26 protein-coding genes are annotated in these 26,667 nt (G+C 69.8%); 12 read left to right on the plus strand and 14 right to left on the minus strand.

The annotated features are described in order from the left end of the window. Window positions 1-40: 40 nt before the first annotated feature. Window positions 41-2,413: a family 20 glycosylhydrolase gene (locus MNQ95_RS05340; protein ID WP_241954024.1), complete on the plus strand. Its 2,373-nt coding sequence runs from the start codon at window positions 41-43 to the stop codon at window positions 2,411-2,413. Window positions 2,414-2,468: 55 nt separating this feature from the next. Here MNQ95_RS05340 and MNQ95_RS05345 read toward each other — a convergent pair whose 3' ends face one another. The 3 genes from MNQ95_RS05345 to MNQ95_RS05355 are packed head-to-tail and all read right to left on the minus strand — an operon-like array spanning window position 2,469 to window position 5,872. Next, the gene (locus MNQ95_RS05345) at window positions 2,469-4,259 is read right to left on the minus strand and encodes an O-linked N-acetylglucosamine transferase, SPINDLY family protein (RefSeq protein WP_241954025.1); all 1,791 of its coding nucleotides are present in this window, start codon (window positions 4,257-4,259) and stop codon (window positions 2,469-2,471) included. A gap of 42 nt (window positions 4,260-4,301) precedes the next feature. Further along, window positions 4,302-4,691: a VanZ family protein gene (locus MNQ95_RS05350; RefSeq protein ID WP_162407990.1), complete on the minus strand. Its 390-nt coding sequence runs from the start codon at window positions 4,689-4,691 to the stop codon at window positions 4,302-4,304. Continuing rightward, a complete protein-coding gene (locus MNQ95_RS05355) occupies window positions 4,688-5,872 on the minus strand; it encodes a class I SAM-dependent methyltransferase (protein ID WP_202922799.1) in 1,185 nt (394 codons plus the stop codon). Before MNQ95_RS05355 ends, MNQ95_RS05350 begins: the two co-directional genes overlap by 4 nt. Window positions 5,873-5,922: 50 nt before the next feature. Between MNQ95_RS05355 and MNQ95_RS05360 the strand changes: the two genes are divergently transcribed. After that, window positions 5,923-6,660: a pteridine reductase gene (locus MNQ95_RS05360; RefSeq protein WP_241954026.1), complete on the plus strand. Its 738-nt coding sequence runs from the start codon at window positions 5,923-5,925 to the stop codon at window positions 6,658-6,660. 195 nt (window positions 6,661-6,855) lie between these two features. On the opposite strand, the gene folK is transcribed toward MNQ95_RS05360, so the two are convergent. The 6 genes from folK to tsaD all read right to left on the minus strand — a co-directional run bounded on the left by folK (window position 6,856) and on the right by tsaD (window position 12,195). After that, window positions 6,856-7,359, minus strand: a complete 504-nt coding sequence (gene folK / locus MNQ95_RS05365) for a 2-amino-4-hydroxy-6-hydroxymethyldihydropteridine diphosphokinase (RefSeq protein WP_162407993.1) — start codon at window positions 7,357-7,359, stop codon at window positions 6,856-6,858. A gap of 39 nt (window positions 7,360-7,398) precedes the next feature. Next, complete coding sequence (locus MNQ95_RS05370) at window positions 7,399-8,229, minus strand: proteasome-type protease (protein ID WP_241954027.1); 831 nt, start codon at window positions 8,227-8,229, stop codon at window positions 7,399-7,401. 82 nt (window positions 8,230-8,311) lie between these two features. Then, on the minus strand, window positions 8,312-9,241 hold the full coding sequence (locus MNQ95_RS05375) for an alpha-E domain-containing protein (protein WP_162407995.1): 930 nt from the start codon (window positions 9,239-9,241) through the stop codon (window positions 8,312-8,314). Continuing rightward, window positions 9,241-10,686 (minus strand): circularly permuted type 2 ATP-grasp protein, encoded by a 1,446-nt coding sequence (locus MNQ95_RS05380; protein WP_162407996.1) that lies wholly within the window; start codon window positions 10,684-10,686, stop codon window positions 9,241-9,243. Before MNQ95_RS05380 ends, MNQ95_RS05375 begins: the two co-directional genes overlap by 1 nt. A gap of 110 nt (window positions 10,687-10,796) precedes the next feature. Continuing rightward, window positions 10,797-11,150: a dihydroneopterin aldolase gene (folB, locus tag MNQ95_RS05385; RefSeq protein ID WP_162407997.1), complete on the minus strand. Its 354-nt coding sequence runs from the start codon at window positions 11,148-11,150 to the stop codon at window positions 10,797-10,799. A 7-nt stretch (window positions 11,151-11,157) separates the two neighbouring features. Next, a complete protein-coding gene (gene tsaD / locus MNQ95_RS05390; protein WP_162407998.1) occupies window positions 11,158-12,195 on the minus strand; it encodes a tRNA (adenosine(37)-N6)-threonylcarbamoyltransferase complex transferase subunit TsaD in 1,038 nt (345 codons plus the stop codon). Window positions 12,196-12,321: 126 nt separating this feature from the next. Between tsaD and rpsU the strand changes: the two genes are divergently transcribed. The 9 genes from rpsU (at window position 12,322) to MNQ95_RS05435 (ending at window position 21,799) form a co-directional block, all read left to right on the plus strand. Beyond that, window positions 12,322-12,537, plus strand: coding sequence for a 30S ribosomal protein S21 (rpsU, locus tag MNQ95_RS05395; RefSeq protein WP_052631395.1), 216 nt, complete (start codon window positions 12,322-12,324; stop codon window positions 12,535-12,537). Between the two features lie 172 nt (window positions 12,538-12,709). Continuing rightward, window positions 12,710-13,156 (plus strand): GatB/YqeY domain-containing protein, encoded by a 447-nt coding sequence (locus MNQ95_RS05400; RefSeq protein WP_162407999.1) that lies wholly within the window; start codon window positions 12,710-12,712, stop codon window positions 13,154-13,156. Between the two features lie 112 nt (window positions 13,157-13,268). Further along, complete coding sequence (locus MNQ95_RS05405) at window positions 13,269-14,654, plus strand: PQQ-dependent sugar dehydrogenase (protein WP_425605733.1); 1,386 nt, start codon at window positions 13,269-13,271, stop codon at window positions 14,652-14,654. A gap of 64 nt (window positions 14,655-14,718) precedes the next feature. After that, on the plus strand, window positions 14,719-15,219 hold the full coding sequence (locus tag MNQ95_RS05410; RefSeq protein WP_241954028.1) for a GNAT family N-acetyltransferase: 501 nt from the start codon (window positions 14,719-14,721) through the stop codon (window positions 15,217-15,219). A gap of 78 nt (window positions 15,220-15,297) precedes the next feature. Next, window positions 15,298-16,230, plus strand: a complete 933-nt coding sequence (locus MNQ95_RS05415) for a YihY/virulence factor BrkB family protein (protein WP_162408002.1) — start codon at window positions 15,298-15,300, stop codon at window positions 16,228-16,230. A 59-nt stretch (window positions 16,231-16,289) separates the two neighbouring features. Further along, a complete protein-coding gene (dnaG, locus tag MNQ95_RS05420; protein ID WP_241954029.1) occupies window positions 16,290-18,011 on the plus strand; it encodes a DNA primase in 1,722 nt (573 codons plus the stop codon). 39 nt (window positions 18,012-18,050) lie between these two features. Next, window positions 18,051-20,477 (plus strand): prolyl oligopeptidase family serine peptidase, encoded by a 2,427-nt coding sequence (locus MNQ95_RS05425; protein WP_241954030.1) that lies wholly within the window; start codon window positions 18,051-18,053, stop codon window positions 20,475-20,477. A gap of 211 nt (window positions 20,478-20,688) precedes the next feature. Continuing rightward, complete coding sequence (locus MNQ95_RS05430) at window positions 20,689-20,961, plus strand: TFIIB-type zinc ribbon-containing protein (RefSeq protein WP_241954031.1); 273 nt, start codon at window positions 20,689-20,691, stop codon at window positions 20,959-20,961. A gap of 91 nt (window positions 20,962-21,052) precedes the next feature. After that, the gene (locus tag MNQ95_RS05435) at window positions 21,053-21,799 is read left to right on the plus strand and encodes a TerC family protein (RefSeq protein WP_162408006.1); all 747 of its coding nucleotides are present in this window, start codon (window positions 21,053-21,055) and stop codon (window positions 21,797-21,799) included. A gap of 141 nt (window positions 21,800-21,940) precedes the next feature. Here MNQ95_RS05435 and MNQ95_RS05440 read toward each other — a convergent pair whose 3' ends face one another. Genes MNQ95_RS05440 through MNQ95_RS05455 form a run of 4 tightly spaced genes read right to left on the minus strand, consistent with a single transcriptional unit; the run spans window position 21,941 to window position 25,382 of the window. After that, window positions 21,941-22,837, minus strand: a complete 897-nt coding sequence (locus MNQ95_RS05440; protein ID WP_241954032.1) for a heme o synthase — start codon at window positions 22,835-22,837, stop codon at window positions 21,941-21,943. After that, on the minus strand, window positions 22,834-24,021 hold the full coding sequence (locus MNQ95_RS05445) for a COX15/CtaA family protein (protein ID WP_241954033.1): 1,188 nt from the start codon (window positions 24,019-24,021) through the stop codon (window positions 22,834-22,836). Before MNQ95_RS05445 ends, MNQ95_RS05440 begins: the two co-directional genes overlap by 4 nt. A 13-nt stretch (window positions 24,022-24,034) precedes the next feature. Next, window positions 24,035-24,607: a hypothetical protein gene (locus MNQ95_RS05450; protein ID WP_241954034.1), complete on the minus strand. Its 573-nt coding sequence runs from the start codon at window positions 24,605-24,607 to the stop codon at window positions 24,035-24,037. Window positions 24,608-24,656: 49 nt separating this feature from the next. Further along, on the minus strand, window positions 24,657-25,382 hold the full coding sequence (locus tag MNQ95_RS05455; protein ID WP_241954035.1) for an SURF1 family protein: 726 nt from the start codon (window positions 25,380-25,382) through the stop codon (window positions 24,657-24,659). A gap of 66 nt (window positions 25,383-25,448) precedes the next feature. On the opposite strand from MNQ95_RS05455, the gene MNQ95_RS05460 reads away from it, so the two are divergent. Beyond that, complete coding sequence (locus MNQ95_RS05460; protein WP_162408011.1) at window positions 25,449-25,667, plus strand: twin transmembrane helix small protein; 219 nt, start codon at window positions 25,449-25,451, stop codon at window positions 25,665-25,667. Window positions 25,668-25,785: 118 nt separating this feature from the next. Here the strand turns inward: MNQ95_RS05460 and MNQ95_RS05465 are convergent, their stop codons facing one another. Beyond that, window positions 25,786-26,655 carry a cytochrome c oxidase subunit 3 gene (locus MNQ95_RS05465; RefSeq protein ID WP_241954036.1) on the minus strand — a complete coding sequence of 290 codons (870 nt, stop codon included), beginning with the start codon at window positions 26,653-26,655 and terminating at the stop codon, window positions 25,786-25,788. Between the last annotated feature and the right edge of the window lie 12 nt (window positions 26,656-26,667).

A 26,667-nucleotide genomic window follows, 5' to 3' on the forward strand; every position in this document is an offset into this window, starting at 1 on the left:
CACGTCCGGCAATGCCTCACCGCACCACAAGGGAGTGACGATGAACCGATCCACTTTTTCCCGGACCGCGCAGCTGCTGTGCGTGGCAGGCCTGGCCGCCGCGCTGGCTGCCTGTTCCGGCCAGCCGCAATCACCCGCGGATGCGACGCCTGCGCAGGCACCGGCTGCCGAGGCACCCGCGATCTCGCTGATCCCGCTGCCTGCCATCGCCGTTCCCGGCGAAGGCCGCTTCGTACTGTCCCCGGCCACGCCGTTGCTGGCCGACGGGGATGCCGCGCGCACGGTCGCCGGCCAGTTCGCCGCGCTCGTGGCCAAGGGCCTGGCGGTGGAACCCCGGCTCCTGGACGGCACCGATGCCGATGGCGCCGAAGCGAAGGGTGCGATCCGCTTCTCGATCGACCCGTCCCGCGCAGGCGCCGGTGCCGAGTCCTACTTGCTGGAGGTGAAGCCGGCGGGCGTGACCGTCAGCGCCGGCGATGCCGCCGGCCTGTTCTACGGCGCCATGAGCCTGGCGCAGCTGGCGACCGCGGACGACGCCGGGGCGGTCTCGGTGCCCGCGGTACGCATCGAAGACGCGCCGCGCTTCGCCTGGCGCGGTTTCATGATGGATCCGTCGCGCCATTTCTGGAGCGTGGACCAGGTCAAGCAGGTCATCGACGCGATGGCCATGCACAAGCTCAACACGCTGCACTGGCACCTGACCGACGACCAGGGCTGGCGCGTGGAGATCAAGCAGTATCCGAAGCTGACGGAGATTGGTGGTTGCCGCATACCGGCCGGCGATGGCGGCATCGAGCCGGCCACCGGCAAGCCGCGCCAATACTGCGGCTTCTATACCCAGGACCAGGTCCGCGAGATCGTCGCCTACGCGGCGGCCCGGCATATCACGGTGGTCCCGGAGCTCAACCAGCCCGGCCACGCCACCGCCGCGATCGCCGCCTATCCGGAACTGGGCACGACCGACCAGAAGCTGGTGCCGTCCAGCGAGTGGGGCGTGTTCCCGAACCTGTTCAACACCGAGGAAAGCACGATCACGTTCCTGGAGAACGTGATGGACGAACTGATCCCGCTGTTCCCCGGCACCTATTTCCACGTCGGTGGCGACGAAGCGGTCAAGGACCAGTGGGAGGCTTCGGCGCGCGTGCAGGAGCGCATGCGCGAAGTCGGTGCCAAGACCGAGATGGAGATGCAGAGCCATATCGTGGCCCGGCTGCAGAAGTACCTGGCCGCGCACGGCAAGCGCCTGATCGGCTGGGACGAGATCCTCGAAGGCCCGATGCCCGCCGAGGCCACGGTGATGTCCTGGCGCGGCATCGAAGGCGGGCTGAAGGCCGCGCGCGAAGGCCACGACGTGGTGATGACGCCGTCGAGCGACCTGTACCTGGACTACCTGCAGACCCACTCGCCGGATGAACCCCCGGGTCGCCCGGCCACGATCCCGATGCGGCAGGTCTACGACTTCGAACCGGTGCCGAAGGAGCTCGAGGAAAGCCAGCGCCACCACATCCTTGGCCTGCAGGCGAACATGTGGACCGAGCACACCCGCACCTTCGAGCGCCTGCAGCACAACGTCTTCCCGCGCCTGGCCGCGGTCGCCGAGACCGGCTGGACGCCCAAGGAACGCAAGGACTACGCCGGCTTCCTGCGTCGCCTGCCCGACCAGCTCGAACGCTACCGGCACTGGGGCGTGGGCTACGCGCAGACGCCGTTCCAGGTCGATGCCACCGCCGAGCACGACCGCAAGGCCGGCACGGCGACGGTCACGCTGGAGAGTCCGCTCGCCTACGAAGTGCGTTACACGACCGATGGCAGCGAACCGACCGCCTCTTCGACGCTGTACAAAGCACCGGTGCCGGTCACCTTGCCGGCGCAGTTGCGTGCGGCTGCATTCGCCGACGGCCATGCGCTGGCGACTGCACGCACCCACACGTACGACGCCACCTCGCTGCTCACCCGGACCGACGAGCAGCTCGCCACCTGTCCCGACGCAGGTCGCCTGCTGCTGCGCCTGGAAGACGATGGCCCGGCCGATGGCGAGCGTGCGATCTTCAACACCACGATCTTCTATCCGTGCTGGCAGTGGAACGGCGCCGACCTGGACGGCGTAGCTTCGATGAAGGTGCGCGCGGGCAAGATCCCGTATTACTTCCAGCTCGCGCACGACGAACCGGCGCGCCGCTTCGAACCGGCCCGCTCGGCGCATGGTGAGCTGGACATCCACGCCGACGGCTGCGGCGGCGAGCGCATCGCCAGTGTGCCTTTGCCGGCCAAGCCTGGCGCGGATGGTTTCATCGATATCGTCGCGGAACTGCCGCAGGGCGTGGCGGGCAAGCGCGACCTGTGCCTGCGCTTCACCGGCGATACGCGACCGACCATGTGGGTGCTGGATCGGGCGACGCTGCAGCTGCGCTGAGGGCCGCACCCGGGTCGCGCACGACGGGGAACACTCCGCCGTGCGCGGCCTTTTTTTATAGCCGGATCGTGGCGTGCCGGCCGGCGAGCGCATTCGCGTGCATGGCCCGGTAAAGCTGCTCCAGGTCGACGGCCATCGCCTCCGGATCGAACAGGCGCGCTGCGGGCAGCAGCGTAGCCAGGCGCGCGCGCAGGTCGCCGCGGGCCGCGGCGTCGTTGCCGAGCCGCACCGCCAGTTCCACCAGCGAGTTCCGGTCGGCCGCGATGCATCCGGGCAGTCCCAGCGCGGTCAGCAGGCTGGTCGCCATGCGCCCGGCGAACGTCGTGCCGGGGAACGTCAGCAGCGGCACGCCCATCCGCAACGCGTCGCTGGCCGTCGTGCCGGAGTTGTAGGGCCAGGTGTCCAGGGCGACGTCGGCCAGGGCGAGCCGGGCCAGGTGCTGCTCGCGTGGCGCCTGCGGGGCGAACACGATGCGTTCGGGTGCGATCCCGCGTGCCGCGGCTTCGCGGCGCAGGTTGTCGCGGGCGATGTCGTCGCGCGGCGGCGCCAGCCACAGCAGCGACCCGGGTACGCGCGCGAGGATCGCGCACCAGTCGTCCCACAGCGATGGATGCAGCTTGTAGGCCTGGTTGAAGCTGCAGAACACGACGGCATCTTCCGGAAGTCCGGCCACGTCGCGGCGCATCGCGGGCACGGGATGGTGCGCGGCGTTGGGCTGGAAACAGTGCGGCAGCAGGGCCAGCGCCTCGCTGAAGCCATCCGCCATCGCTTCGGGCGTGGCGACCGCATCGCCGATGACGTAATCGGCCAGGCGCGCATCCCCGAGCGTACCGATGTATCCAAGCCAGGATGCGATGACCGGCGCCGGCCGCAGCGCGACGATGCCCATCCGCGATTGCGAGGTGTAACCGTTGAGATCCACCAGCACGTCGAGCCGGTCCGCGGCGATCCGCTGCGCGGCGCTGCGATCGTCGGCTTCGATCTCCACGAAACGGTCCGCCGCGCGCCTCGCCCGCTCCCGCCACGCGTCGTCAGTCGGCGGACCGTGCGCGTACAGCACGACCTCGCAGCGCTCGCGATCGTGCGCGGCGATGGCATCGAGTGCGAGGAACGAAACGGCATGCGCACGGAAATCGGATGACAGGTAGCCCACGCGCAGGCGCCGGCCCGGCAGCGGCGCGGGCGGCGCCGAAAGGGCCGGCTGCGTGGACAGCGATCCCCATTGGGTGGCGGCGAACCGGGCCGCGGCCGAACGCTGCACGTGGGCGTCGGCCTCGGGCAGGGCCAGCAGCAGCAGCGGTGCGAAATCGCTGCGCTCCGCATGCGCACAGGCCGCCAGCAGGTCCTGCGGATGCGGCCCGGATGCCGGATCCCAATCGGCCATGTAACGGCGCAGCAGCAGCGCGTCGCCCACGCTGCGCAGGTTTCCCGGCTCCAGCGCCAGGGCACTGCGGTAGGCCGCAAGCGCCTCCTCGCGCCGGCCGGTTTCCTCCAGCAATCCGCCCAGCTTCTGCCAGGCGATGACGAGCGTGCCGTCCATGCGCAGTGCCTTCCGGTAGGCGGCCTCCGCTTCGTCGTGGGACAGGCGCCTCTGTTCGGCCAGGCCGAGGTTGACCCAGGTGCCGGCGCCGGCACCCAGGGCCACGGCACGCCGGTAGCAGGCGACCGCCTGGGCCACCTCCTGCCGCGCGCTGTGGATCACCCCGGCAAGGTTCCATCCATCCGCATGCCGGGGCACCTGGCGCAGCAACAGCTGCAGCATGCCCAGCGCCTGCTGCGACTGGCCCTGGCGGAAGGCGGCAAAGGCGCGCGCATACAGCTCCGACGCTGGAATCGTCGTACTCACCACCGGCGGCCAATGCAGTTCGGGGCGGGGCGCGTTCGAACGTCAGCCATGGCCACGCTCGTACCGCAGCAGCGCATCGCGCCAGGGTGTCAGCGCGGTCAACATGCCCAGCCCGACCCCCACCCCGTTGGCCAGCGCGTCGGCCGGATCGGCCATGCGCGTGCTGGTGAGCGCACCCTGCGCCAGCTCCAGCGCAATGCCCATCAGTACCAGCCCCGCCGCGACCGACAGCAGGTACCTGCCATGTGCGAACACCTGCACGGCGGCTGCGGCCAGCAGCGCGTAGGCCAGCAGGTGCTCGAGCTTGTCGCCATGCCGCGGCAGCTCGACCGGCGGGGGCGGCGTCAGGCTGAACACGATCACCAGCAACACCGCGAACGACCATAGGCCCAGCCACAGCCAGGGGCGCCGGAACCGCTTGAGCGGACTCACAGCCGCCAGCTCAGGTCGCCCAGCAGGAAGGCCGCACCCAGGTCGATGTCGCGCGCGAAGGCCATGGCCTGGAAGCGTTCGCCCATGTGTGCCGGCAAGGTGAGGCGCTTGACCTCCTGGCGCAGTCTCATCACCCCGGCCTCGTCGCTGCGCGCTTCGGCATCGGCCAGCAGGCGGTCGATGCCATTGCCAAGCAGGAAGCTGGCCTGGCTGCAGTAACCGGCCAGGTCGAATCCGGCGCCCGTGCCGGCCTCGGCCAGCGCGGTGAAATCCACCGAAGCGGTGAGGTCCTGCAAACCCGGCCGGCCGAGCACGTCGGCGTGGACGTGCTGGCGGTAGAACGCACGCAGGGTGCCTTCGTCGCGCTCCGGCAGGTAGTACTCGCTGCGCGGATAGCCATAGTCGAAGAACAGCATCGCCCCGGAACGCAGCCCGCCGGCCACCGCCTGCAACCAGTACGGCAGTTGCGGCAGCAGTTCGGAACGGTACCCGTCCGCGAACGGCGTGCCGAGGCCATGCTCGACGTGGCGCACGGCCGCCGCCAGCAGCGCATCGGCGGGACGGTCGCTCGTCATGAACCGACCTTCGCCATCGAGGGTCACGTGTTCCTCGAACACCTCGCCGTCGCGCAGGGTGAAGCGCGGCGTCGGCAAGGCATCGATGACTTCGTTGGCGAACAGCACGCCATCCCAGTCATCCTCGAACGGACGATCCAGCCACTCCACCAGGTCGAACACGGATGGGGTCAGCGTGCGCTGCAGGCGTTCGCGCTGGCGTTCGCGCAGGTCCGCGCTGGGTTCGAGGATCGAGTAGCGGTCCGGCAGTGCGTCGAGCTGCAGCAGGCGCTTGAGCGCCACCTCGGCGAAAGCGCCGCTGCCGCCGCCGACCTCAAGCACCCGCGCGCGCGGATCCAGCGCCTGCAGGGCGATGGCCAGTACACCGGACACGGTGGCTGCGAACAGCCGGCCCTGCTCCGGCGCGGTCACGAAATCGCCGCCACCGCCGAACTTGGTACTGCCGGCGCTGTAGTACCCCAGCCCGGGCGCGTACAGGCACAGCTCCATGAAGCGCGAGAACGGGATCGTGCCGCCCGACGCGGCGATCTCGGCACGGATGTGCGCGGCCAGCGTATCGCTGTGCTGGAGCGCCAGCGGGTCGGGAGGCGGCAGGTCGGCGTGCATCGGCATCGTCAGGCAGGGACAATGGCCAGCATAGCCGAGCGAGGTTGCTGATGAATTCCGATCGCCCCGTCGCCCTCGTCACTGGCGCAGCCCGCCGGATCGGCGCTTCGATCGCGCGCAGGCTGCATGCGGGCGGCTACGACCTTGCACTGCACCACCTGCACTCCGGCGCAGACATGGCCGCGCTGGTCGCGGAGCTGGACGGGCTTCGCCCGGGCAGCGTGCGCGTGCTGCAGGCCGACCTGCGCCAGTTCGACCGCCTGCCCGAGCTGGTCGCATCGGCCGTGGGCCACTTCGGCCGGCTCGATGCACTGGTGAACAACGCCTCCAACTTCCATCCGACGCCCCTGGGCACGCTGACGCCGCAGCACTGGGACGACCTGTTCGCGGTCAACGCGCGCGCGCCCCTGTTCCTGGCGCAGGCGGCCATGCCGCACCTGCGCGCAAGCCGGGGCGCGATCGTGAACCTGGCCGACGTCTACGCCGGGCGGCCGTTGCGTGACCATGCGGTCTACTCGGCCGCCAAGGCCGCCCTGGTTTCGCTCACCCGCGCGCTTGCGCAGGAAATGGCACCCCAGGTCCGCGTGAACGCAGTCGCGCCCGGCGCGATCCTGTGGCCCGAGAGCGGCCAACCCGTGGAAGCGCAACAGGCGATCCTCGCCGCCACCGCACTCGGGCGCGCCGGCTTCCCGGGGGACGTCGCCGCCGCCGTGGCGTGGCTGCTCTCCGCCGAGGCCGCCTACGTCACCGGCCAGGTGCTGCATGTGGATGGCGGACGGGAACGCTGAGCGCGGCTTCCGCGCGTCGGGACCACAACAATGTCGCCTGTGCCGACGCCGTCGGCTTCGCTGCCTGAAGTCCGCTCCTACAAAAGCCGGGGGTACTTGCTTCCTGTAGGAGCGGGCATGACCGCGATCGGGCGCCGGAATCACGATGGCGTCGCCTGTGCCGACCACGGCGGCTTCGCGGCCTGGCGACCGCGCCTACAACGGCACCACCTCGAAGGCGACGCCGTACTGCCGATGCGCGCGCCACAGGTCGGCGAGCGCGCGTCCGCCAAGCGGATCGACGAACGCGGGTGCGATGTCCGCCAGCGGCTTGAGCACGAACGCATGCTTAAGCTCCGGGCGCGGCACCCGCACCCGCTCGCCATCGCGGACCACCTGGTCGCCGTAGAACACAACGTCCACGTCCAGGGTCCGGTCCGACAGGCGCGGTCCGCTGCGGTCGCGGCCATGCCGGTCTTCCAGCGCGTGCAGCCAGTCTTCCAGCGCCGGCAGCGGCATGGCGGTTCGCAGCGCGACTGCGGCATTGACGAATGGCGCGCCTTCGAATCCCACCGCCGCGGTGCGATACGCGGGCGAGACCCGCAATGCGCCAAACGCCGCCTGCAATTCCGCCAGCGCCGCGCGCAGGTGGCGTTCGGGCGCGATGTTGCTGCCCAGGCTCAGCAGCACTTCCGCCGGCGCGTGCGTGGTCGCGGGCATTGCGGGTTCCATGTCTGGCGTTCGCGGAGGGGGCAGTGGCTACTGCTGCGCGGACTGGTCGCCCGGGTCCTGCCGTGACGGTCCGCGCCGCGGGGGCAGCGGCGGCAGCGGCGCGGCTTCCTCGGTCGTGGCCAGCGCCGGCTCCCACGGGAAGCGCGGCAGGGTCCGCACCGCGTTTTCCAGCTTGCGCGACCAGTTGTCGTGGATGTCGGCGTACAGCGGCGTGTCGCCTTCAAGGCGCACCTGCTGGCTGATGCGCAGGTCGCCGGCGCGGATCAGCGCGATGTCGATCGGCAGGCCGACCGACAGGTTGGAGCGGATGGTCGAATCCAGCGACACCAGCGCACAGCGCGCGGCGTCCTCCAGCGCGGTCTCCGGCCGGATGATCCGGTCCAGGATCGGCTTGCCGTACTTGGATTCGCCGATCTGCAGGTACGGCGTCTCCGGCGAAGCGGCGATGCAGTTGCCGAGCGGATAGACCAGGTACAGGCCCGGCCGCTCGCCGGCGACCTGTCCGCCCAGGATCAGCGTGGCCTGGGTGCTGACCCCGCCGTGCTGGCCGCTGTCGTAGGCCTGCACCTGGCTGGCGACCAGGACCTCGCCCACGTACTCGGCCACTTCGAACAGGTGCCTGAACGTGCGCAGGCTGCGCGTGGCGGAGGGGTCCTCGGCATCGCGTCGCAACCGCGAGACCGCCAGCTGGGTCGTGGCCAGGTTGCCCGAACTCATCACCACGAACACGCGCTCGCCCGGATAGTCGAACACGTGCAGCTTGCGGTGCACGCGCACGTCGTCGAGCGAGGCGTTGGTGCGGGTGTCCGCGGCGAAGACCAGGCCTTCGTCCACTTCGATGCCGACGCAGTAGGTCATGTCCGGATCTTGTTCCTGTGCACGGCGATTCTACACGCTGGCCAGCGGCGGACCGTCGCACGCGGCGACGCCTCCGTGCCTGTCAGCCCATGAAATAGCCTTCGGCGATGGCCTCGTGGAGTCCCCCGAGGTAGATCTGCGCCTCGTCCATGAAGCGTGCCGGGTCGCCGGCGGCCAGCACTGCCGGATCGGCCTGGCGGACCAGCCCGCTGGCCCGCGTGAGCGCACGCTCGACCAGCGGCCGCGGCGGCATCGCCGGCAGGATCCGCTGCACCCGGGTCAGGCAGAACTGCACGCTGCGCGGGAACTCGGCGTTGTGCAGCAGGAACCGCAAGGCATGCGCGGCCGAAACACGCTGGCGCACGTGGCGCCGGTACATCTGGTAGGCGGCCAGCGCGCGCAGCACCGCCATCCACTGCATGTTCTGGTAGGCCTCGCGATCGTCCACGTTGCGCGGCGTGACCAGGCCCGACGCCCCGGCATCGATGATGCGCGTGGTCATGTCGGCCTGCTCGATCGCCGTGCCCAGGCGCAGGAAGTGGAAACCGATGTCGCGGCTGACATTGGCGGCGAGCAGGCCGGACACCTTCAGGCAGCCGTCGGTGATGCGGTTGATGAAGTCCAGCCGGTAGCGCCGGGTCAGCACGCGCTCGCCATCGGCGTCGATGTACAGGTGCAGGTCGTTGACCGCCTCCCATACCTCCTGCGGCAGCGCATCGCGGATGCCGCGAAGGATCTCGCGCGCGCTGTCCACCGTGGCGCGCAGCGACGACGGATTGCGCGGATCGAGCAGCAGGAAATCGAGCACGTCGGCGTCTTCCGGATCCGCATGCACGTCCAGGAACAGTGCTTCGGCACCGACCGTGGCGATCATCGGCCGCCAGGTGAAGCGCACCGAACGCGGCAGGTCCAGCTGCACCAGGCTGCCCACGCCGACCAGGCGTGCGGTGTTCTCGGTACGGCGCAGGTAGCGGCTGAACCAGTACAGCTGGTCGGCGACGCGGGCCAGCATCAGGCGTCGTCCTCCACGTCGACCACCCAGGTGTCCTTGGCGCCGCCGCCCTGCGAGGAATTGACCACCAGCGATCCCTCGGTCATCGCCACGCGGGTGAGCCCGCCGGTGGTCACGTAGGTGTCCTCGCGGGAAAGGATGAACGGGCGCAGGTCGATGTGCCGGGCCGACGGTCCCTCCGCCGTCACGATCGGCGCGGTGGACAGCGCCAGGGTGGGCTGGGCCATGTAGTTGCGCGGATCGGCCTCGATCAGCGCGTGGAATTTCTCGCGCTCCTTCCTGCTGGCGCGCGGTCCGATCAGCATGCCGTAGCCGCCCGATTCGTTGGCCGGCTTGACCACCAGGCTCTCGAGGTTGTCCAGCACGTAGCGGCGGTCCTTGGCCTTGTGGCACAGGTAGCTGGGCACGTTGGGCAGGATCGGCTCCTGGTCCAGGTAGTAGCGGATCATCTTCGGCACGTAGGCGAACACCACCTTGTCATCGGCGACGCCGGCGCCGGGCGCATTGGCCAGCGCCACCTTGCCGGCACGCCAGCTGCGGATCAGCCCGGGCACGCCGAGCATCGAGTCGGGATGGAAGACTTCCGGGTCGAGGAACAGGTCGTCCACGCGGCGATACACCACGTCCACCCGCTGTGGGCCGTACACGGTGCGCATGTAGGTGCAGTCGTCGTCGGCGACGAACAGGTCGCCGCCCTCCACCAGCTCGATGCCCATCGCCTGGGCCAGGTAGGCGTGCTCGAAGTAGGCGCTGTTGAACACGCCCGGCGTCAGCAGGGCGATGGCCGGGGTATCGCCCGGTCGCGGCGACAGCGCGGCCAGGGTGTCGTAGAGCTGGGCCGGGTAGTCGTCCACCGGCAGGATCGCGCTGGTCCCGAACAGTTCCGGGAAAACGCGCTTGGCGACCATCCTGTTCTCGAGCATGTAGGACACGCCCGAGGGAATGCGCAGGTTGTCCTCCAGCGCATACAGCGTGCCGTCGCCATCGCGGACCAGGTCCGATCCGCAGATGTGCGCCCATACGTCCAGCGGCGGGCGCACGCCGATGCACTGTTCGCGGAAGTTGACCGACTTCTTCAGCAGCATCGCCGGGAACACCTTGTCCCTGACGATCTTCTGCTCGCCGTAGACATCGCCGATGAACAGGTTCAACGCCTGCATGCGCTGCTTCAGGCCGGCCTCGGTGCGCTGCCATTCGCGGCGGTCGAGGATGCGCGGGATCAGGTCGAACGGCAGCGTGCGGTCGACGTTGCGGCCATCGGTGTAGACGGTGAAGGTAATGCCCATGACCCGCGCGGCGACGTCGGCGGCGAGCTGGCGCTCGGCCAGTTCACGGCCGGACAGTCCTGCAAGGTATTCGACCAGGTGGCGTGCGGCGGGACGCGGCCGGCCGGCCGAATCGATCAGCTCGTCATACGAAGGGGTCCGGTACTTCGCCCAATCCATCGCGCCTGCCTGCCGGGAACCCGGCGTCCCCGCGCCGGTGATGCACTGCAACATGCACCCGGCCCGCGCAGGCCGTCAAGCGCTTCCGGGCCTCGGCCCCGCACGGGAACTCAGGCGCGCGTGCGCTCGATCACCACGCCCACCGCCTGCGCGCCGCGCACCGCGCCAGGCTTGCTCAGCTTCAGTCGCAGCCACGGCACGCCAAACTCCTCGAGCACGATCGCCGCGCAACGCTCGGCCAGGGTCTCGACCAGGCCGAAGTCCGACTGGCCGACGAACTCGATCAGCCGCTTGCTGACTTCCTTGTAGTTGAGCGTAAGGGCGATGTCGTCGCTGGCCGCAGGCACGCGGTTGTCGAACGCCATCTCCAGGTCGAAGCGCAGGGTCTGGCGGATCCGCCGCTCCCAGTCGTAGATGCCGATCAGCGCCTCGATCTCGAGGCCTTCGATGAATACCTTGTCCATCGCCGGATTATCGCGCCCCCGCCACGGCCGGCAAGCTGGCCATGTCCCAGCGCGGGGTCACCTTCACTTCGGTGCCGTCGTGCTGCCCGGCCTGCAGGCGCAAGGCGCCGGCGAAGGCGATCATCGCGCCGTTGTCGGTGCACAGCGCCGGTCGCGGGAAGCAGGCGCGCCCGCCCCGCTGCGCGCACATCGCCTGCAGCCTGGCGCGCAGCCGCTTGTTGGCGCCGACACCCCCTGCGACCACAAGCGTGTCGCACCCGGCCGCGTCCAGCGCGCGCTGGCACTTGATCGCCAGGGTGTCGACCACCGCATCCTCGAAGCCGCGGGCGATGTCGGCGCGGGTCTGGGTAGCCTGGTCGGACTGCTGCCAGGCCAGCAGGACCTGGGTCTTCAGGCCGCTGAAGCTGAAATCCAGCCCGGGCCGGTCGGTCATCGGCCGGGCGAAGCGGAACGCGCCGGGGACGCCCTGTTCGGCCAGCGCGGCCAGCTGCGGGCCGCCCGGATACGGCAGGCCCATCATCTTGGCGGTCTTGTCGAAGGCTTCGCCGGCGGCGTCGTCCAGGGTTTCGCCCAGCAGGCGGTAGCGGCCGATCGCATCCACCGCGACCAGCTGGGTGTGCCCCCCGGAAACCAGCAGGGCAACGAACGGGGGCTCGGGCGGGTCGTCCTCCATCAGCGGGGCCAGCAGGTGGCCCTCCATGTGATGGACGCCGACGGCCGGCACGTCCAGCGCCCAGGCCAGGGCCCGGGCGGTGCCTGCCCCGACCAGCAGGGCCCCGACCAGGCCCGGGCCGGCGGTATAGGCCACCCCGTCCAGGTCGGAGGTCGCCAGGCCCGCTTCGGCCAGGGTCTGGCGGACCAGCGGCACCAGCTTGCGCACGTGGTCCCGGCTGGCCAGTTCCGGCACCACCCCGCCGTACTCGGCGTGCAGGGCGATCTGGCTGTAGACCGCATGGGCGCGCAGGCCCGCCGCCCCGCCGATCGCCGTGTCGTACACGGCTACGCCGGTTTCATCGCAGGAGGTTTCGATGCCAAGGACGCGCATGGGGTTCGGGGACCGGAACGGGGGCTGGAAAGATGTTCCGGACCCGGCTTGCGGCCGCCCCCGGAGCCCGGCTATCATACGCGGCTCTCACCGGGGCCGACCCGGTAATTTGTGTCCGGAGATTCCATGCCCAGCGTCAAAGTCCGCGAGAACGAGCCCTTCGAGTTTGCGCTGCGTCGCTTCAAGCGCACCTGCGAAAAGGCCGGTGTTCTGGCCGAAACCCGCAAGCGCGAGTTCTACGAGAAGCCGACCCAGGAGCGCAAGCGCAAGGCCGCCGCGGCGGTGAAGCGCCAGGTGCGCCGGATGTCGCGCGACGTCACCAAGCGCCAGCGCCTGTACTGACGTACCGACCGGGCAAGGCGCGGCCGCCCTTGGGCGCCGCCGCCGACCCGGCTACGAGGCTGATCCGAAAGCCGGCACGCCCACGCGTCGCCGGCTTTTTGTGTTTCCCGTCCACGCCTGCCCGATGGCCTCCCGGCCGTCGCGCAAGCCCGCCAGACCCAGAGGTGTTGCCATGAGCCTGAAGCAGCGACTGACCGACGACATGAAGGCCGCCATGAAGAGCGGCGACAAGGATTCGCTGGGCGTGATCCGGTTGATCAACGCCGCGATCAAGCAGCGGGAAGTGGACGAGCGCATCGAGCTGGACGATGCCGCGGTGGTGGGCGTGCTCGACAAGATGGTCAAGCAGCGCCGCGACTCGGTGTCGCAGTACGAAGCGGCCAACCGCGAGGACCTGGCTGCGATCGAGCGCGCCGAAATCGTCGTCATCGACCGCTACGTGCCGGCCAAGATGGACGAGGCGGCGATCATGGCCGCGATCGATGCCGCGATCGCGCAGACCGGCGCGGCCAGCGCGGCGGACATGGGCAAGCTCATGGGCGTGCTCAAGCCGCAGCTGGCCGGGCAGGCCGACATGGGCCAGGTTTCGACGCTGGTGAAGCGCCGGCTCGCAGGCTGAATACCCGCGACCGCTCCTTGCGGCCGTCGCGTACGCCCAGTTCCGAAGGCGCAGACCACGCCGTCACGCCTGCGCTGCTGCAATGCGGCCCCACCTCCCCGAGGCCATGGCGATGACACCCGATCCGCTTGGCCGGTCGCGTCGCCGATCCCCGCTCGCATTCTTCGCGCCATGCCTGTTGCTGGCGGGTTGCATCAGCAGCCATCACCCGCCAGTCAACGAGTCCGGAAAGCCGGGGGTCGCCACCCCCGCGGCGTCCTACGCCGCTGGCACGGGCCCCTCCCCGGCGCTGCCGCCTCCTGAAGCCTCGATGCTGCCCGTGGTCGAGATCGCTCCCGCGGTGGGCTGGGCGGGCAACGATGCGCCGCGACCGGCGAACGGCTTCGCGGTGACGGCTTTCGCGCGCGGACTCGACCATCCACGCACGCTGCTGGTGTTGCCCAATGGCGACGTCCTGGTCGCCGAAACCAACCGCCCCGAGCCCACGCGGCCGCCGGAGGGATTGCGGCCCAGGGCGATGGCCGCCGTGCAGAAGCGCGCCGGCGCCGGTGTCCCCAGCGCCGACCGCATCACCCTGCTGCGCGACGGCGACGGCGACGGCGCGGCCGAGCAGCAGCATGCATTCCTCACCGGCCTGCATTCACCGTTCGGCATGGCGCTGGCCGGCGACACGCTGTACGTCGCCAATGCCGATGCGCTCGTCGCGGTGCCCTACAGGGCCGGTGCGACGACGATCAGCGCCACGCCACGCAAGGTGGCGGACCTGCCGGCAGGCCGCAACCACCACTGGACCAAGTCCCTGGTCGCCAGCGCCGACGGTCGCCGGCTGTACGTGGGCGTCGGCTCCAACAGCAACATCGCCGAGCACGGCATGGACGAGGAAGTCGACCGCGCGGCGGTACTGGAGGTCGACCCCGCCACCGGCAGCGTGCGCAACTACGCTTCGGGGCTGCGCAACCCCACCGCGCTGGCGATCCATCCCCACGACCGCACGCTGTGGGCGGTGGTCAACGAGCGCGACGAGATCGGCAACGACCTGGTTCCGGATTACCTCACCGCGGTGCGGGAAGGCGCGTTCTACGGCTGGCCCTGGAGCTACTTCGGCCAGCACGTGGATGCGCGCGTGCAGCCGCAGGATCCGGTGCAGGTCGCCCGTGCCATCGCACCCGACTACGCGCTGGGCTCGCACGTCGCCCCGCTGGGCCTGGCGCTCCAATCCGGTGGAGGCATGCCGCCCCGCTATCGCGAAGGCGCGTTCATCGGCTTGCACGGCTCCTGGAACCGCCAGCCCAAGGTCGGCTACCGGGTGGTCTTCGTCCCGTTCGTGGACGGACGCCCGGCGGGTCCGATCGAGCCGGTGCTGGAGGGCTTCGTCAACGAAGGTGGCGACGCGCAGGGTCGCCCGGTGGGCGTGGCGGTCGACCGGCGCGGCGGCGTCCTCGTCGCCGACGATGTCGGCAACGCGGTCTGGCGCGTGACCGCGGCGGGCGCACCCTGATCCTTGCGGCATGGCCATGCGCAGGCGCGACAATGCGTGCCTGCCCGACCCCGGATGCACGCCCATGGCCGATGCCGCCTCCACCATCCTGCTCCGCGCCGCGCGCCGCGACGACGTGCCGCTGATCCTGTCGCTGATCGGCGAGCTGGCCGAGTACGAACGGCTGGCGCACGAGGCCGTCGCCGAACCGGCGGCAATGGAGGAAGCATTGTTCGGCCCGGTACCGGCCGCCGAGGTCGTGATCGCGGAGGTCGACGGGCAAGGCGCGGGGTTCGCCCTGTTCTTCACCAGCTTCTCGACCTTCCTGGGGCGGCGCGGCCTGCACCTGGAAGACCTGTTCGTGCGCCCCGCCTTCCGCGGACGCGGCATCGGGAAGCGGCTGATGCTGCACCTGGCCCGGCTTGCGGTCGAACGCGGCCATGGCCGCTTCGAATGGTCGGTGCTGGACTGGAACACGCCGGCGATCGATTTCTACCGCAGCCTTGGCGCCGCTCCCCTGGACGGATGGACGACGCAGCGCGTGAGCGGCGATGCGTTGCAGGCGCTCGCCCGCAGGCAGCCATAAGCCGCAGCTGCGCCGCTCACGCACCCGCCACGCGGTCCCGGCCAAGCTGCGATCTCCGCACCGACCCGCGCCGATGCGATGAAACCCCTGTCGCCCGCCAAGCTGCGCCGCCATCTCGACCGCCTGGAACAGAGCCTGCCCGCGGCGCTGCTCAAGCGTTTCGTCGAGGCCGACCTGGTGACCCAGGCCGCGTCGCTGTCGTTCTACACGCTGCTGTCGCTGGCACCCCTGCTGGTCCTGCTGCTATGGCTCACCGCCTCGCTCTACCCGCCGGCGCAGGAATCGCTGGTGGCGCAGATCGACGGCCTCGCCGGGGCCAACGCCGCCGCGGTCGCCCAGACCGTGATCCAGAATGCCGACGCGCGGCCCGATACCGGCTCGCTGGCCGGCCTGTGGAGCCTGGCCCTCCTGTTCATCGGCTCGACCGTGGTCTTCGCCCAGCTGCAGGGTGCGCTCAACCTGATCTTCCGCACAGGCGGCGAACAGCTGGGCGGACTGCGCGCCTGGCTGCGCAAGCGGGTGTTCTCGCTGGGCGTGGTGCTGGCGCTGGGGTTCCTGCTGATCGTGTCGATGATCGCCACCACCGCGCTGCAGGTGGTGTTCGCCCAGCTGCCCTCGGTGCTGCCGGCGATCGGTTACGCAACCACGCTGCTGCTGTATGCGCTGGCGTTCGCCTTCCTCTACCACTACCTGCCCGACCGGCGCGTGGCCTGGCGGCAGGCGTTCCTCGGCGGCGCGATCACCGCGCTGCTGTTCGCCCTGGGCCGCTACCTGATCGGCCTGTACCTGGCCCAGGCCGCGCCCGGCAGCGCCTACGGCTCGATGGGCGCGCTGGTCCTGCTGCTGGTCTGGATGTATTACGCCGCCGTGGTGTTCTTCGCCGGCGCGCTGATCACCGCGGTGATCGACGAGCGCATGCATTCCCGTTTGAAGCTGCGCGCGGCCGGGTTCGGCGCCGGAACCCGGGAAGACGCCGAACCTGCGGCGGACGGCGGCACTCCCGACGCCTAGAAGCCGGCCGTCTCGCTCTGCCGGTGCCTGGGACCGGAGCCGCGTGGCATCCTAGTGCGATGGCCCGCCTGTCCGACGCGTTCATCGACGACCTGCTCGCACGCACCGACATCGTCGAGGTGGTGGGTTCGCGCGTGCCGCTCAAGCGCAAGGGCCGCGAGTACAGCGCGCCCTGCCCGTTCCACGACGAGCGCACGCCCTCGTTCTACGTCTCCCCGACCAAGCAGTTCTACCACTGCTTCGGCTGCGGCGCGCACGGCACCGCGATCAGCTTCCTGATGAACTACGACCGGCTCGAATTCCTCGATGCGGTCGAGGAACTGGCGCGCAGGTCCGGCATCGAGGTGCCCAAGGAAACGCGGCAGAACAACCAGGACAGCGACCTGCGCGACCAGTACGCGGCCTTGGAGGCCGCGGCGAAGCTGTTCCAGCGCCAGCTGGCCGAAAGTCCGCGCGCGCGTGACTACCTGGATGGCCGTGGCGTGGATGCGGAGAACCGCGCACGCTTCGCCATCGGCTACGCCGCCGACGGCTATTCCACGCTCAAGGACGCGCTGGGCACCGACGAGCGCCGGCTGAAGCTGCTCGAGCGCACCGGCATGCTGTCCAAGAACGACCGCGGGCATGTCTACGACAAGTTCCGCGACCGGGTGATGTTCCCGATCCACGACCGCCGGGGCCGGGTGATCGCGTTCGGCGGCCGCGTCCTCGACAAGGACGCCAGCCCCAAGTACCTCAACTCGCCGGAGACGGCGCTGTTCCACAAGGGCCGCGAGCTGTACGGGCTTTGGCAGGCGCGCCAGGCCAACCAGAAGCTCGAGCGACTGATCGTGGTCGAGGGCTACATGGACGTGGTCGCGCTGTTCCAGCATGGCGTGACCCAGGCCGTGGCCACGCTCGGCACCGCCACCACCGCCGACCACGCCGAGCTGCTGTTCCGCAACGCGCCGGATGTGTACTTCTGCTTCGACGGCGACGCGGCAGGGCGGCGCGCGGGCTGGCGCGCGGTCGAATCGGTGCTGCCGCGGATGAAGGACGGCCGCCAGGCGTTCTTCCTGTTCCTGCCCGACGGCGAGGACCCGGACACGATCGTGCACAAGGAAGGCGCAGCCGGCTTCGACGCCCGCCTGGCCCAGGCCACCCCGCTGTCGCAGTTCTTCTTCGACGAGATCGGGCGCGACACCAACCGCGGCACGCTCGACGGCCGCGCGCGCCTGGCCGAGCGCGCGCGACCCCTGCTCGCCCAGCTGCCCGACGGCGCGTTTGCCGACCTGATGCGCCAGGAGCTGCAGCGGCAGACCGGCGTGGACACGAATCGTCCGGTCGCGGAGCCGGCACGGCCGGCATCGCGCGGCAGCGCTCCGGCGCAGAAGCGCAGCCTCGTGCGCAGCGTGATCGCGCTCCTGCTGCAGCAGCCGGGACTGGGCCTGCAACTCGAACAACCCTACCGTTTCGCCGAGCTGCGACTGCCGGGCCTTCCGTTGCTGCTGGAGATCCTCGACGTGGTCCGCCAGCGCCCGGAAATCAGCACCGGGGCGCTGCTCGAACACTTCGCCGAACACGAACAGGCCGAGGCGCTGCGCAAGCTCGCCGCGCAGGCATTGCCGGGCGAAGAAGCCAAGTGGGTCGACGAACTGCACGATGCGATCGCGCAGCTGGAAGAGCAGACGCTGCGGCAACGCATCGACGAGCTCAACCAGAAGCAGCGCGCGCAAGGCCTGGACGAAACCGACAAGTACGAGCAGCGCATGCTGCTGCAGGCACTGGTACGGCGCGGCTGAGGCGGCTTACCCTGCGGCCATACCGTCAGGGAATCCTCCATGCGTCCTCTGCTGCTCGCCGTCCTTCTCTCCGCGATACTTCCCGCGCATGCACTGGCAGCCGACGGCGGCAAGGTCGATCGCCAGACCACCGGCAACCGCACCACCGAAAACGTGCCCACGGTGCCGGCCGAACTGATGGAGCGGCTCAACCGCTACCAGAACACCCGCGCCGCCAGCCTGGCCGGATGGACGCGCGAGGGCTGCCTGCTGGTCAGCACACGCTTCGCCGAAACCGCGCAGGCGCACCGCGTGTGCGAACCGCTGGGCATGCGCGAGCAGCTGACCTTCTATCCCGAGCCCGTCACCGGCCTGGTGCCGGCGCCGGCCCAGGCCTGGCGCGATGGTTTCGTCTTCGCCAAGGACCGCGGCGGCGACGAGTTCTCGCAGCTCTACTGGTTCGACGAGGCCAGCCGCGGCACCACCCTGCTGACCGACGGCAAGCGCAGCCAGAACAGCGGCGCGGTGGTCAGCCGCGATGGCGGCCTGCTGGCCTGGTCGAGCACCTCGCGCAACGGCACCGATCGCGACATCTGGGTCCGCGACACGCGCAGCGGCCAGGCGCGCGCCGTGCTCACCGAAGGTGGCAGCTGGGGCGCGAGCGATTTCTCGGCCGATGGCAAACGACTGCTGGTCAGCCGCTACGTCTCGGCCAACGAAAGCTATCCGGGCGAACTGGACCTGGCCAGCGGCAAGCTCACGATGTTCCCGGTCGATGGCGGCAAGGCCTCGATGGGCCAGTTCCAGTACGCGCCGGGCGGCAAGGGCGTGTTCTACATTTCCGACGAGGACATCGACGGCAAGCCGCAGCAGTTCCGCACGCTGCGCTGGCACGGACCGGGCATGGGCGCGCCGAAGCTGCTCAGTGCGCATATCCCCTGGGACGTGGACGAGGTGCGCATCGCCGGCGACGGCCGCCACCTGGCCTACAGCACCAACGAAGACGGCATCTCGCGCCTGCACGTGCTGCGCCTGCCCGGCCTGGAGCCGGTGCAGCTGCCCGCGCTGGACCGGCTGCCGGTCGGCGTGATCGGCAATTTCGATTTCTCCCCAGACGGCAAGCGCCTGGCGCTGGACCTCAACAGCGCCACCTCGCCCAGCGACGTGTATGTGCTAGACCTCGCGGGCACGGCACTGGCGCGCTGGACCCGCAGTGAAGTCGGCGGCCTGGATGCCTCCACGTTCGTCGCGCCCACGCTGGTGCGTTATCCGACCTTCGATGAAGTCGACGGCAAGCCGCGCACCATCCCGGCGTTCTACTACCGTCCGGCGAAGCCTGCGGCCTCGGGTAGGCATCCGGTGCTGATCAGCATCCATGGCGGTCCGGAGGGACAGTCGCAGCCGGTGTTCAATCCGTCGGTGCAGTTCATGCTCGCCGACCTGGGCGTGGCGGTACTGGTGCCGAACGTGCGCGGTTCCTCCGGCTACGGCAAGGACTACCTGCAGGCCGACAACGGGCCGCTGCGCGAGGATTCGGTCAAGGACATCGGCGCGTTGCTGGACTGGATCGCGCAACAGCCCGAGCTGGATCCGTCGCGCGTGGCGGTGATGGGCGGCAGCTACGGCGGCTACATGGTGCTGTCCTCGCTGATGCATTACAGCGAACGCCTCCGCGCCGGGATCGACGTGGTCGGCATCTCCGATTTCCGCACGTTCCTCAAGAACACCGAGGACTACCGCCGCGACCTGCGCCGCGCCGAGTACGGCGACGAGCGCAACCCGGCGATGGCCGCGTTCTTCGAGAAGATCGCCCCGCTCAACCACGCCGACCGCATCCGCGCGCCCCTGTTCGTCGCCCAGGGTCGCAACGATCCGCGCGTGCCGTGGACCGAGGCGGTGCAGATCGTCGAAGCGGTGCGCGGAAACGGCCAGCCGGTGTGGTACCTGGAGTTCGCCGACGAAGGCCACGGCTTCCGCAAGAAGGCCAACAGCGACTATTTCAGCGCCGCCTCGATGCTGTTCCTGCAGCAGCACCTGCTCGGCGCTCAGGGCGCGTTCGCCGAACCGCGCGCCGGCCTGCGCACCGGTGGCCAGCCCGACGCCCAGGACCTGGCGCGGCTGCAGGCGCAGGGCGTGCGCACGGTCATCGACCTGCGCGGTGCCGGCGAAGCGCGCGGCTTCGACGAGGCGGCCGAGGCCGCCCGCCTGGGCATGGCGTACGTGACCCTGCCCATCGCCGGCAAGGACGACATCACTCCGGCCAATGCCGATGCGCTGCGGGCTCTGCTCGAGCGGCACGGCGATGCTGGCGTGCTGGTGCATTGCGCCTCCGGAAACCGCGTCGGCGCGCTGCTGGCGCTGGATGCCGCCCGCGCAGGCGCCCCGGCCGGTGAAGCACTCGCACTGGGCAGGAAGGCCGGCCTGAAGTCGCTGGAGCCGGTGGTGGCCGCCCAGCTCGGCGACCTCGCACCACGCGCCGCCGACTGAAGGGCGCCACCCTGGCGCTCAGGGTCCGCGTGCTAGGATCGCGCATCGAAGGGGAGTAGCCCCCCGCGCTGTTGCCGTCATTACGGACTCCGGTCCCGGCGCAGCGGCAGGCCTTGCGGCCTGTGGGCAAGACCTTCGCCGTCCCACGGCGAAGGTGCGTCCGTTTCCCGGTGCATGCCCGCTGTGGCCCTGGATTTTCCCGGAGCCCCCCATGCACTGCCCCGCCTGCAAGACCGTGACCCTGGCCATGACCGAACGCCAGGGCATCGAAATCGACTATTGCCCCGAGTGCCGCGGCGTCTGGCTCGACCGCGGCGAACTGGATCGCCTGCTGGCCCGCGCCGAGACGGACGCCCCGCCGCCGCCGCCGCGTCCCGCCTACCGCAACGACGACCGCCCGCGCCACGACCGGCACGATGCGTACGCGCACGGCCACAAGCCGCGCAAGCCCAAGTCGTTGCTCGGCGAGCTTTTCGACTTCTAGCCCCCCGTTCCGTATCGTCCGCTGACCCCACGACGCCGCGTGCACCCGCACGCTGGCAACCTCCGACCGCACCTCCAAGACACCACATCCCATGGAATCCCTGTTCACCCCGGAAATCCTCATCGCCCTGGCCACCCTGACCGCGCTTGAACTGGTCCTGGGCATCGACAACATCATCTTCATCTCGATCCTGGCCGGTCGCCTGCCGCCCGAGCAGCGCGCCCGAGCGCGCCGCCTGGGCATCGCCGGCGCGGCCATCACCCGCCTGGCTTTGCTGTTCGCCATCGTCTGGATCACCCGCCTGACCTATCCGGTGTTCGAAGTCTTCGGCCAGGCGTTCTCATGGCGCGACATGATCCTGATCGGCGGCGGCCTGTTCCTGATCGCCAAGGCCACCCTCGAGATCCACCACAAGGTCGAGGGCGCCGGCGGCGACCCGTCGCTCAAGCGCGTGGCGACCTCGTTCGCCGGCGTGATCGCCCAGATCATGGTGCTGGACATCGTGTTCTCGCTGGACTCGATCATCACCGCGGTGGGCATGGTCGACGAGCGCTGGGTGATGGTCACCGCGATCGTGGTGTCGATCGCCTTCATGCTGGCCTTCGCCGGCCCGATCGGCGAGTTCGTCGAACGCCACCCGACGGTCAAGGTGCTCGCGCTGAGCTTCCTGATCATGATCGGCCTGGTGCTGATCGCCGACGGCTTCGGCATGCACATCCCGAAGGGCTACGTGTACACCGCCATGGCCTTCTCGGTGTTCGTGGAGGCGATCAACATGTGGATACGCAACCGCGAGAAGAAGACCGCGAATGCGGCCAAGGCCGAAGGCGGCGGCTGACGCGACGGGCCGCTCCGCGTGCGGGGCGGCCTGCGTGCATGGCGCATGCGATGCCGGCGGTTCGCGCCGTCGGCATCGGCGCCCGCGAAAGTTTCGAGGATGCCAGGCCGGTTGCGCCGCTCCGGCGCAACCGGCTCCCACTCAGCTGCCCAGCAGCAACGGCAGCCAGTGGTCGACCAGCAGGAAGGCGAACAGCGCCATCAGGTAGATGATCGAATAGTTGAACACGCGCATGGCGAAGAACTCGTCCGGCGGGTCCAGCAGTCGCCAGGCGTACCAGAGGAACACGCTACCCAGCACCAGCGCGCCACCCAGGTAGAAGAATCCGCTCATCGCGAACACCACCGGCAGGATGCTCACCTGCAGAAGCAGCACGGTGTAGAACAGGATCTGCCAGCGCGTGTAGGTGACGCCGTGGGTCACCGGCAGCATCGGGATCAGCGCGCGCGCATAGTCCTCGCGGCGGAAGATCGCCAGCGCCCAGAAATGCGGCGGCGTCCACACGAAGATGATCAGCACCAGCAACAGCGCGTGCTGCCAGTCCCACGGACCGTCCATGTTGGTGACCGCGGCCCAGCCCAGCAGCGGCGGTGCCGCGCCGGCGACGCCGCCGATCACGATGTTCTGCGGCGTGGCGCGCTTGAGGTAGCCGGTATAGACCACCGCGTAGCCGATCAGCGAGGCGAAGGTCAGCAACGCGGTGACCGTGTTCACCAGCGTGACCAGGATCGCCATCGACGCCACGCCCAGCACGACCGCGAACACCAGTACCTGCATCGGCCGCAGTGCGCCGGTGGCCAGGGGCCGGTGCGCCGTGCGTGCCATGACCTTGTCGATGCGCTGGTCGATCAGGTGGTTGATGGCCGCGGCCGACGAGGACGCCAGCCAGATGCCGACCAGGCCGAACACCGCTTCGCGCGCCGGTGGCAGCCCGGGCACGGCCAGGAACATGCCGACCAGCGCGGTGAACACCAGCAACGCGACCACGCGCGGCTTGGTCAGCTCCAGGTACTGGCGCCAGAGGGGAATGGCGTTCATGCGACCGACTCGGGTTCCTTCAGGCGCGCCAGAACGCTCACCAGAACGAACAGCAACGCCAGCGCGCCGGCGTTATGCAGCACCGCGACCACCAGCGGCAAGGCCAGCTTCACGTTGAGCACGCCGAGGCTGACCTGCACGACCACCAGCAGGCCCAGTGCCGCGGCCCAGCCGCGCATGCCGGGCGTGCGGTACAGGCGCAGCGCCAGCCACAACAGGTAGATCGCCACGACCACCGCCATCATCCGGTGCACCAGCTGTATGGCGATGCGCGAGGCGCCATCCAGCACGCCGCCTTCGTAGTCCACGCCGACGCCGCGCCAGAGCACGAAGCCCTCGCGGAAATCCGCAGGCGGCCACCACTGGCCCACGCACTTCGGGAAGTCCAGGTAATGGTGCTGCGCCGTGGTCCAGCCTCCGCCGCCGCAGGCCAGCGCCGCGTAGTTGGCACTGGTCCAGCCGCCGAGGGCGATCTGCACGCCCAGCACGATGATTCCGCCGATGACCCAGCGCCGCAGCACGCGCGCATCGGCCAGGCGGATCGGCAGGTCGGTGGCGCGCCAGGCCATCCACAGCAGCAGCGAGAACGTGGCCAGGCCACCGAGTAGGTGGCCCATCACGATGATCGGCTTGAGCAGCAGTGTCACCGTCCACTTGCCCAGCAACGCCTGGAAGACGATCACCGCCAGGGTCAGCACCGCGGCCCGCGCCAGGTCGATGTTCGACCAGCGCAGCGCGGCCAGCAGCAGGATCGCCTCGCCCGCGCCAGCGAGGGCGAATGCCAGGCCGATGTGTCCGTACATGTAGGCCGGGATCGCGCCAGCCACCAGCAAAGAGGCACCCACGATCTGGGCGATGCCAAACCGCCGTCGACGCGCGGCCAGCAACGCAAGCACCAGCACCAGCACGCCGAGCGAAGCGGCCAGGTGGCGGTGCACCTGTTCGCGCCAGGCCTTGTGCGTCTCGAACGGCCGGATCTCGCTGGCCACGTGCGCGGCGGCATCCTGCTGTGCCGAGGGCCAGGTGGCGCGGCCGTAGCAGGTCGGCCAGTCCGGGCAGCTCAGGCCCGCGTCGGACAGGCGCACGAAGGCACCGAACACCACCACGCAGGTGGTGAGCAGCACCGCCAGCCAGGCCAGGCGGTGGAAATGGCGGGCCAGCGCGGGACGGACGATCGCGTTCATCGGCGCACGGACCTCACTTCAGCTTCAGCAGCTTGGCGATATCGGCGCGCATGCCGACCGGATCGGCATGCGGCGGATAGCGCAGGATCACGAAACCGTTCGGATCGACCACGTACAGCGGGATACCGGCCGGATCGTCCAGCTGCGGCAGTGCCGCGCGCAGCGCCGCGTCGTCGCGCAACGGGCGCAGTTCCGGCAGCGCCGGCGCACCTTCGGGCAACGAACCCAGCCACAGGATCTCGACCTTGTCGGCGTTGTGGCCGAACAGCTGCCAGACCTTGTCCAGTTCGGCGAGCAGGCGCTCGCACTCGACCGTGCAGGCCGGCGGCGGGGCGACCACGATCCGCCACGTACGTGCTTCCGGATTCCAGTCGTAACGGCTTCCGTCGGCGAGCAGCGGCGCGGCCTTGCGCAGGTCGGCCGGAGGCTGCAGCAGTTCGCCGTGGTTCTTCAGGCCGGCCGGCATCCAGCCGCTCAGGCGCAGCAGCATGGCGCCGAAGGCGGTGCCGAAGAACAGGAGGAACAGTGCGATGAGCATCAGGCGTCCGCGGCGGGTGCGGGCGGCATCGGGAGTGAGAACGGTCATGGGGTGGGATTTTCGCACGAGAGGCGAGGTCGACGGCATGCCAGTGCGTTCAGCGCCGGCGACGCTCGCGCACGGTGAGCAGCAATGCGATCACCAGCACGGCCGCGGCCAGGGCGAACCACTGCACCGCATAGCCGAGGTGGCGCTCCGGCGGGAGGGTATTGGGCAGCAGCTCCAGGTCACGGGCATAACCCAGCGACAGGGCCGGATCCAGCCGCAGCACGCGCGGCGCCAGCGTCGACAGGTTCAGGGCGGTGGCGAGCGATTGCGGTTCCAGCGCGACCACCAACAGCGTACCGTCGGCCTGCGCGGCGATGGCCGGCGTGACCAGGCCCGAGGACGGCGGCGGCAGCAGCAGCCCTGACACCTGCGTCGCGTCCGGCACGGGCACGTCGGGGAGCCGACGGTCACCGGGCAGCGGCAGCCAGCCCAGCTCGAGCAGCAGCGGCGTCGCGCCTGCCGCGGAGGGCTGGAACACGCGGTAGGCCCGCACGCCCGCGCGCCCGTCGCGGTTCTGGTTGTCCAGCAGCACAGCCGGCAGTGGCAGGAAGCGGCCTTCGCCGGCCGCCCAGTCGTAGGCGCGCGTCCTGGAGGGATCGGCGGCCCATTCAAGCGGCTGTGCGCGGCGTTCATCCAGCACCTGCGCCGACGCTTCCAGCAGGGCCTGCTTGGCGTGCATGCGCTGCAGCTGCCACAGGCCCAGCGCCGCGCATGCGCACGCCACGGCCAGGGCCAGCAGCCAGCCCGCCCACAACGGCAGGCGCCGACGGCTCATCGCGCCATCCCCGTGCGCGCCTGCGATAATGCCGGCCATCGCATTGCTGCCGCCAAGGCCACCGCCATGAACGACTCGCTGAAGACCCTGCTGGTGGTGGCGTTCCTCATCGTCATCCTGTGGAACCTCGGTTCGGCCCTGTACTACCTGCTGGTCGACCGGGGCCAGAGCAAGCGCACGGTCAACGCGCTGACCCGCCGCATCGGCCTGTCGGTCGCGCTGATCCTGCTGGTGATCCTGGGCATCTGGACCGGCGTGATCCAGCCGCACGGCGTGGGTCGCTGACCACCGACCCGCGGGCGCAAGCCCGCGCTTTCCGTTTCCTGAAAACAGCAGGGACGCCCGGAGGCGCCCCTGTCGTTGTCGCGTCGCGCTTTAGGCTGCCGGCCAGGGCCGGCGGCACTCAAAGCACGTAGACGAACAGGAACAGCGCCAGCCAGACCACGTCCACGAAATGCCAGTACCACGCGGCTGCTTCGAAGGCGAAATGGTTGTCGGAAGTGAAGTGGCCCTTGGCCACGCGCAGCCACATGATCGCCAGCATGATCGTACCCAGCAGCACGTGCGCGCCGTGGAAGCCGGTGAGCATGAAGAACGTCGAACCGTAGATGCCCGAACCGAGGGTCAGGTTCAGGTCCCTGTAGGCGTGGATGTATTCCTCGACCTGGAAGAACAGGAACGCCAGGCCCAGCACCACGGTCAGACCGAGCCACAGCAGCACCTGGTTGCGGGCGTTGGCCTTGAGCGCGTGGTGGGCGATGGTCAGGGTCACGCCCGAGGTCAGCAGGATCAGGGTGTTGAGCAGCGGCAGGCCCCAGGCCGGGATGGTCTGGAACTGGCCACCGACCTCGCCCGGGCCGGCGGTCGGCCAGGCGGCGGTGTAGCCGTCCCACAGCAGCGCGTTGGTCATCACGCCGTCGCCTTCGCCGCCCAGCCACGGCAGGGCCAGGTGGCGGGCATAGAACAGCGCGCCGAAGAACGCGGCGAAGAACATCACTTCGGAGAAGATGAACCAGATCATCCCCATCCGGAACGAGACGTCGACCTGGCGGTTGTAATGCCCGGCCAGCGACTCACGCACCACCTCGCTGAACCAGTAGAAGAGCACCGCCAGCATCGCGGCCAGGCCGACGAAGAACGTCCACTTGCCCCACGTGATGCCGTTGAGCCACGTGGCCACGCCCAGCATCAGCGTGAACAGCGCGACCGAAGCCATGATCGGCGCCTTGCTGTGGGTCGGTACGAAATATTGGTCCGCGTTCGGTTGGGCCATGGCGTGTGGTTC

This window comes from Pseudoxanthomonas daejeonensis (assembly GCF_022637495.1).
In the GTDB taxonomy this organism is placed as follows: domain Bacteria; phylum Pseudomonadota; class Gammaproteobacteria; order Xanthomonadales; family Xanthomonadaceae; genus Pseudoxanthomonas; species Pseudoxanthomonas daejeonensis.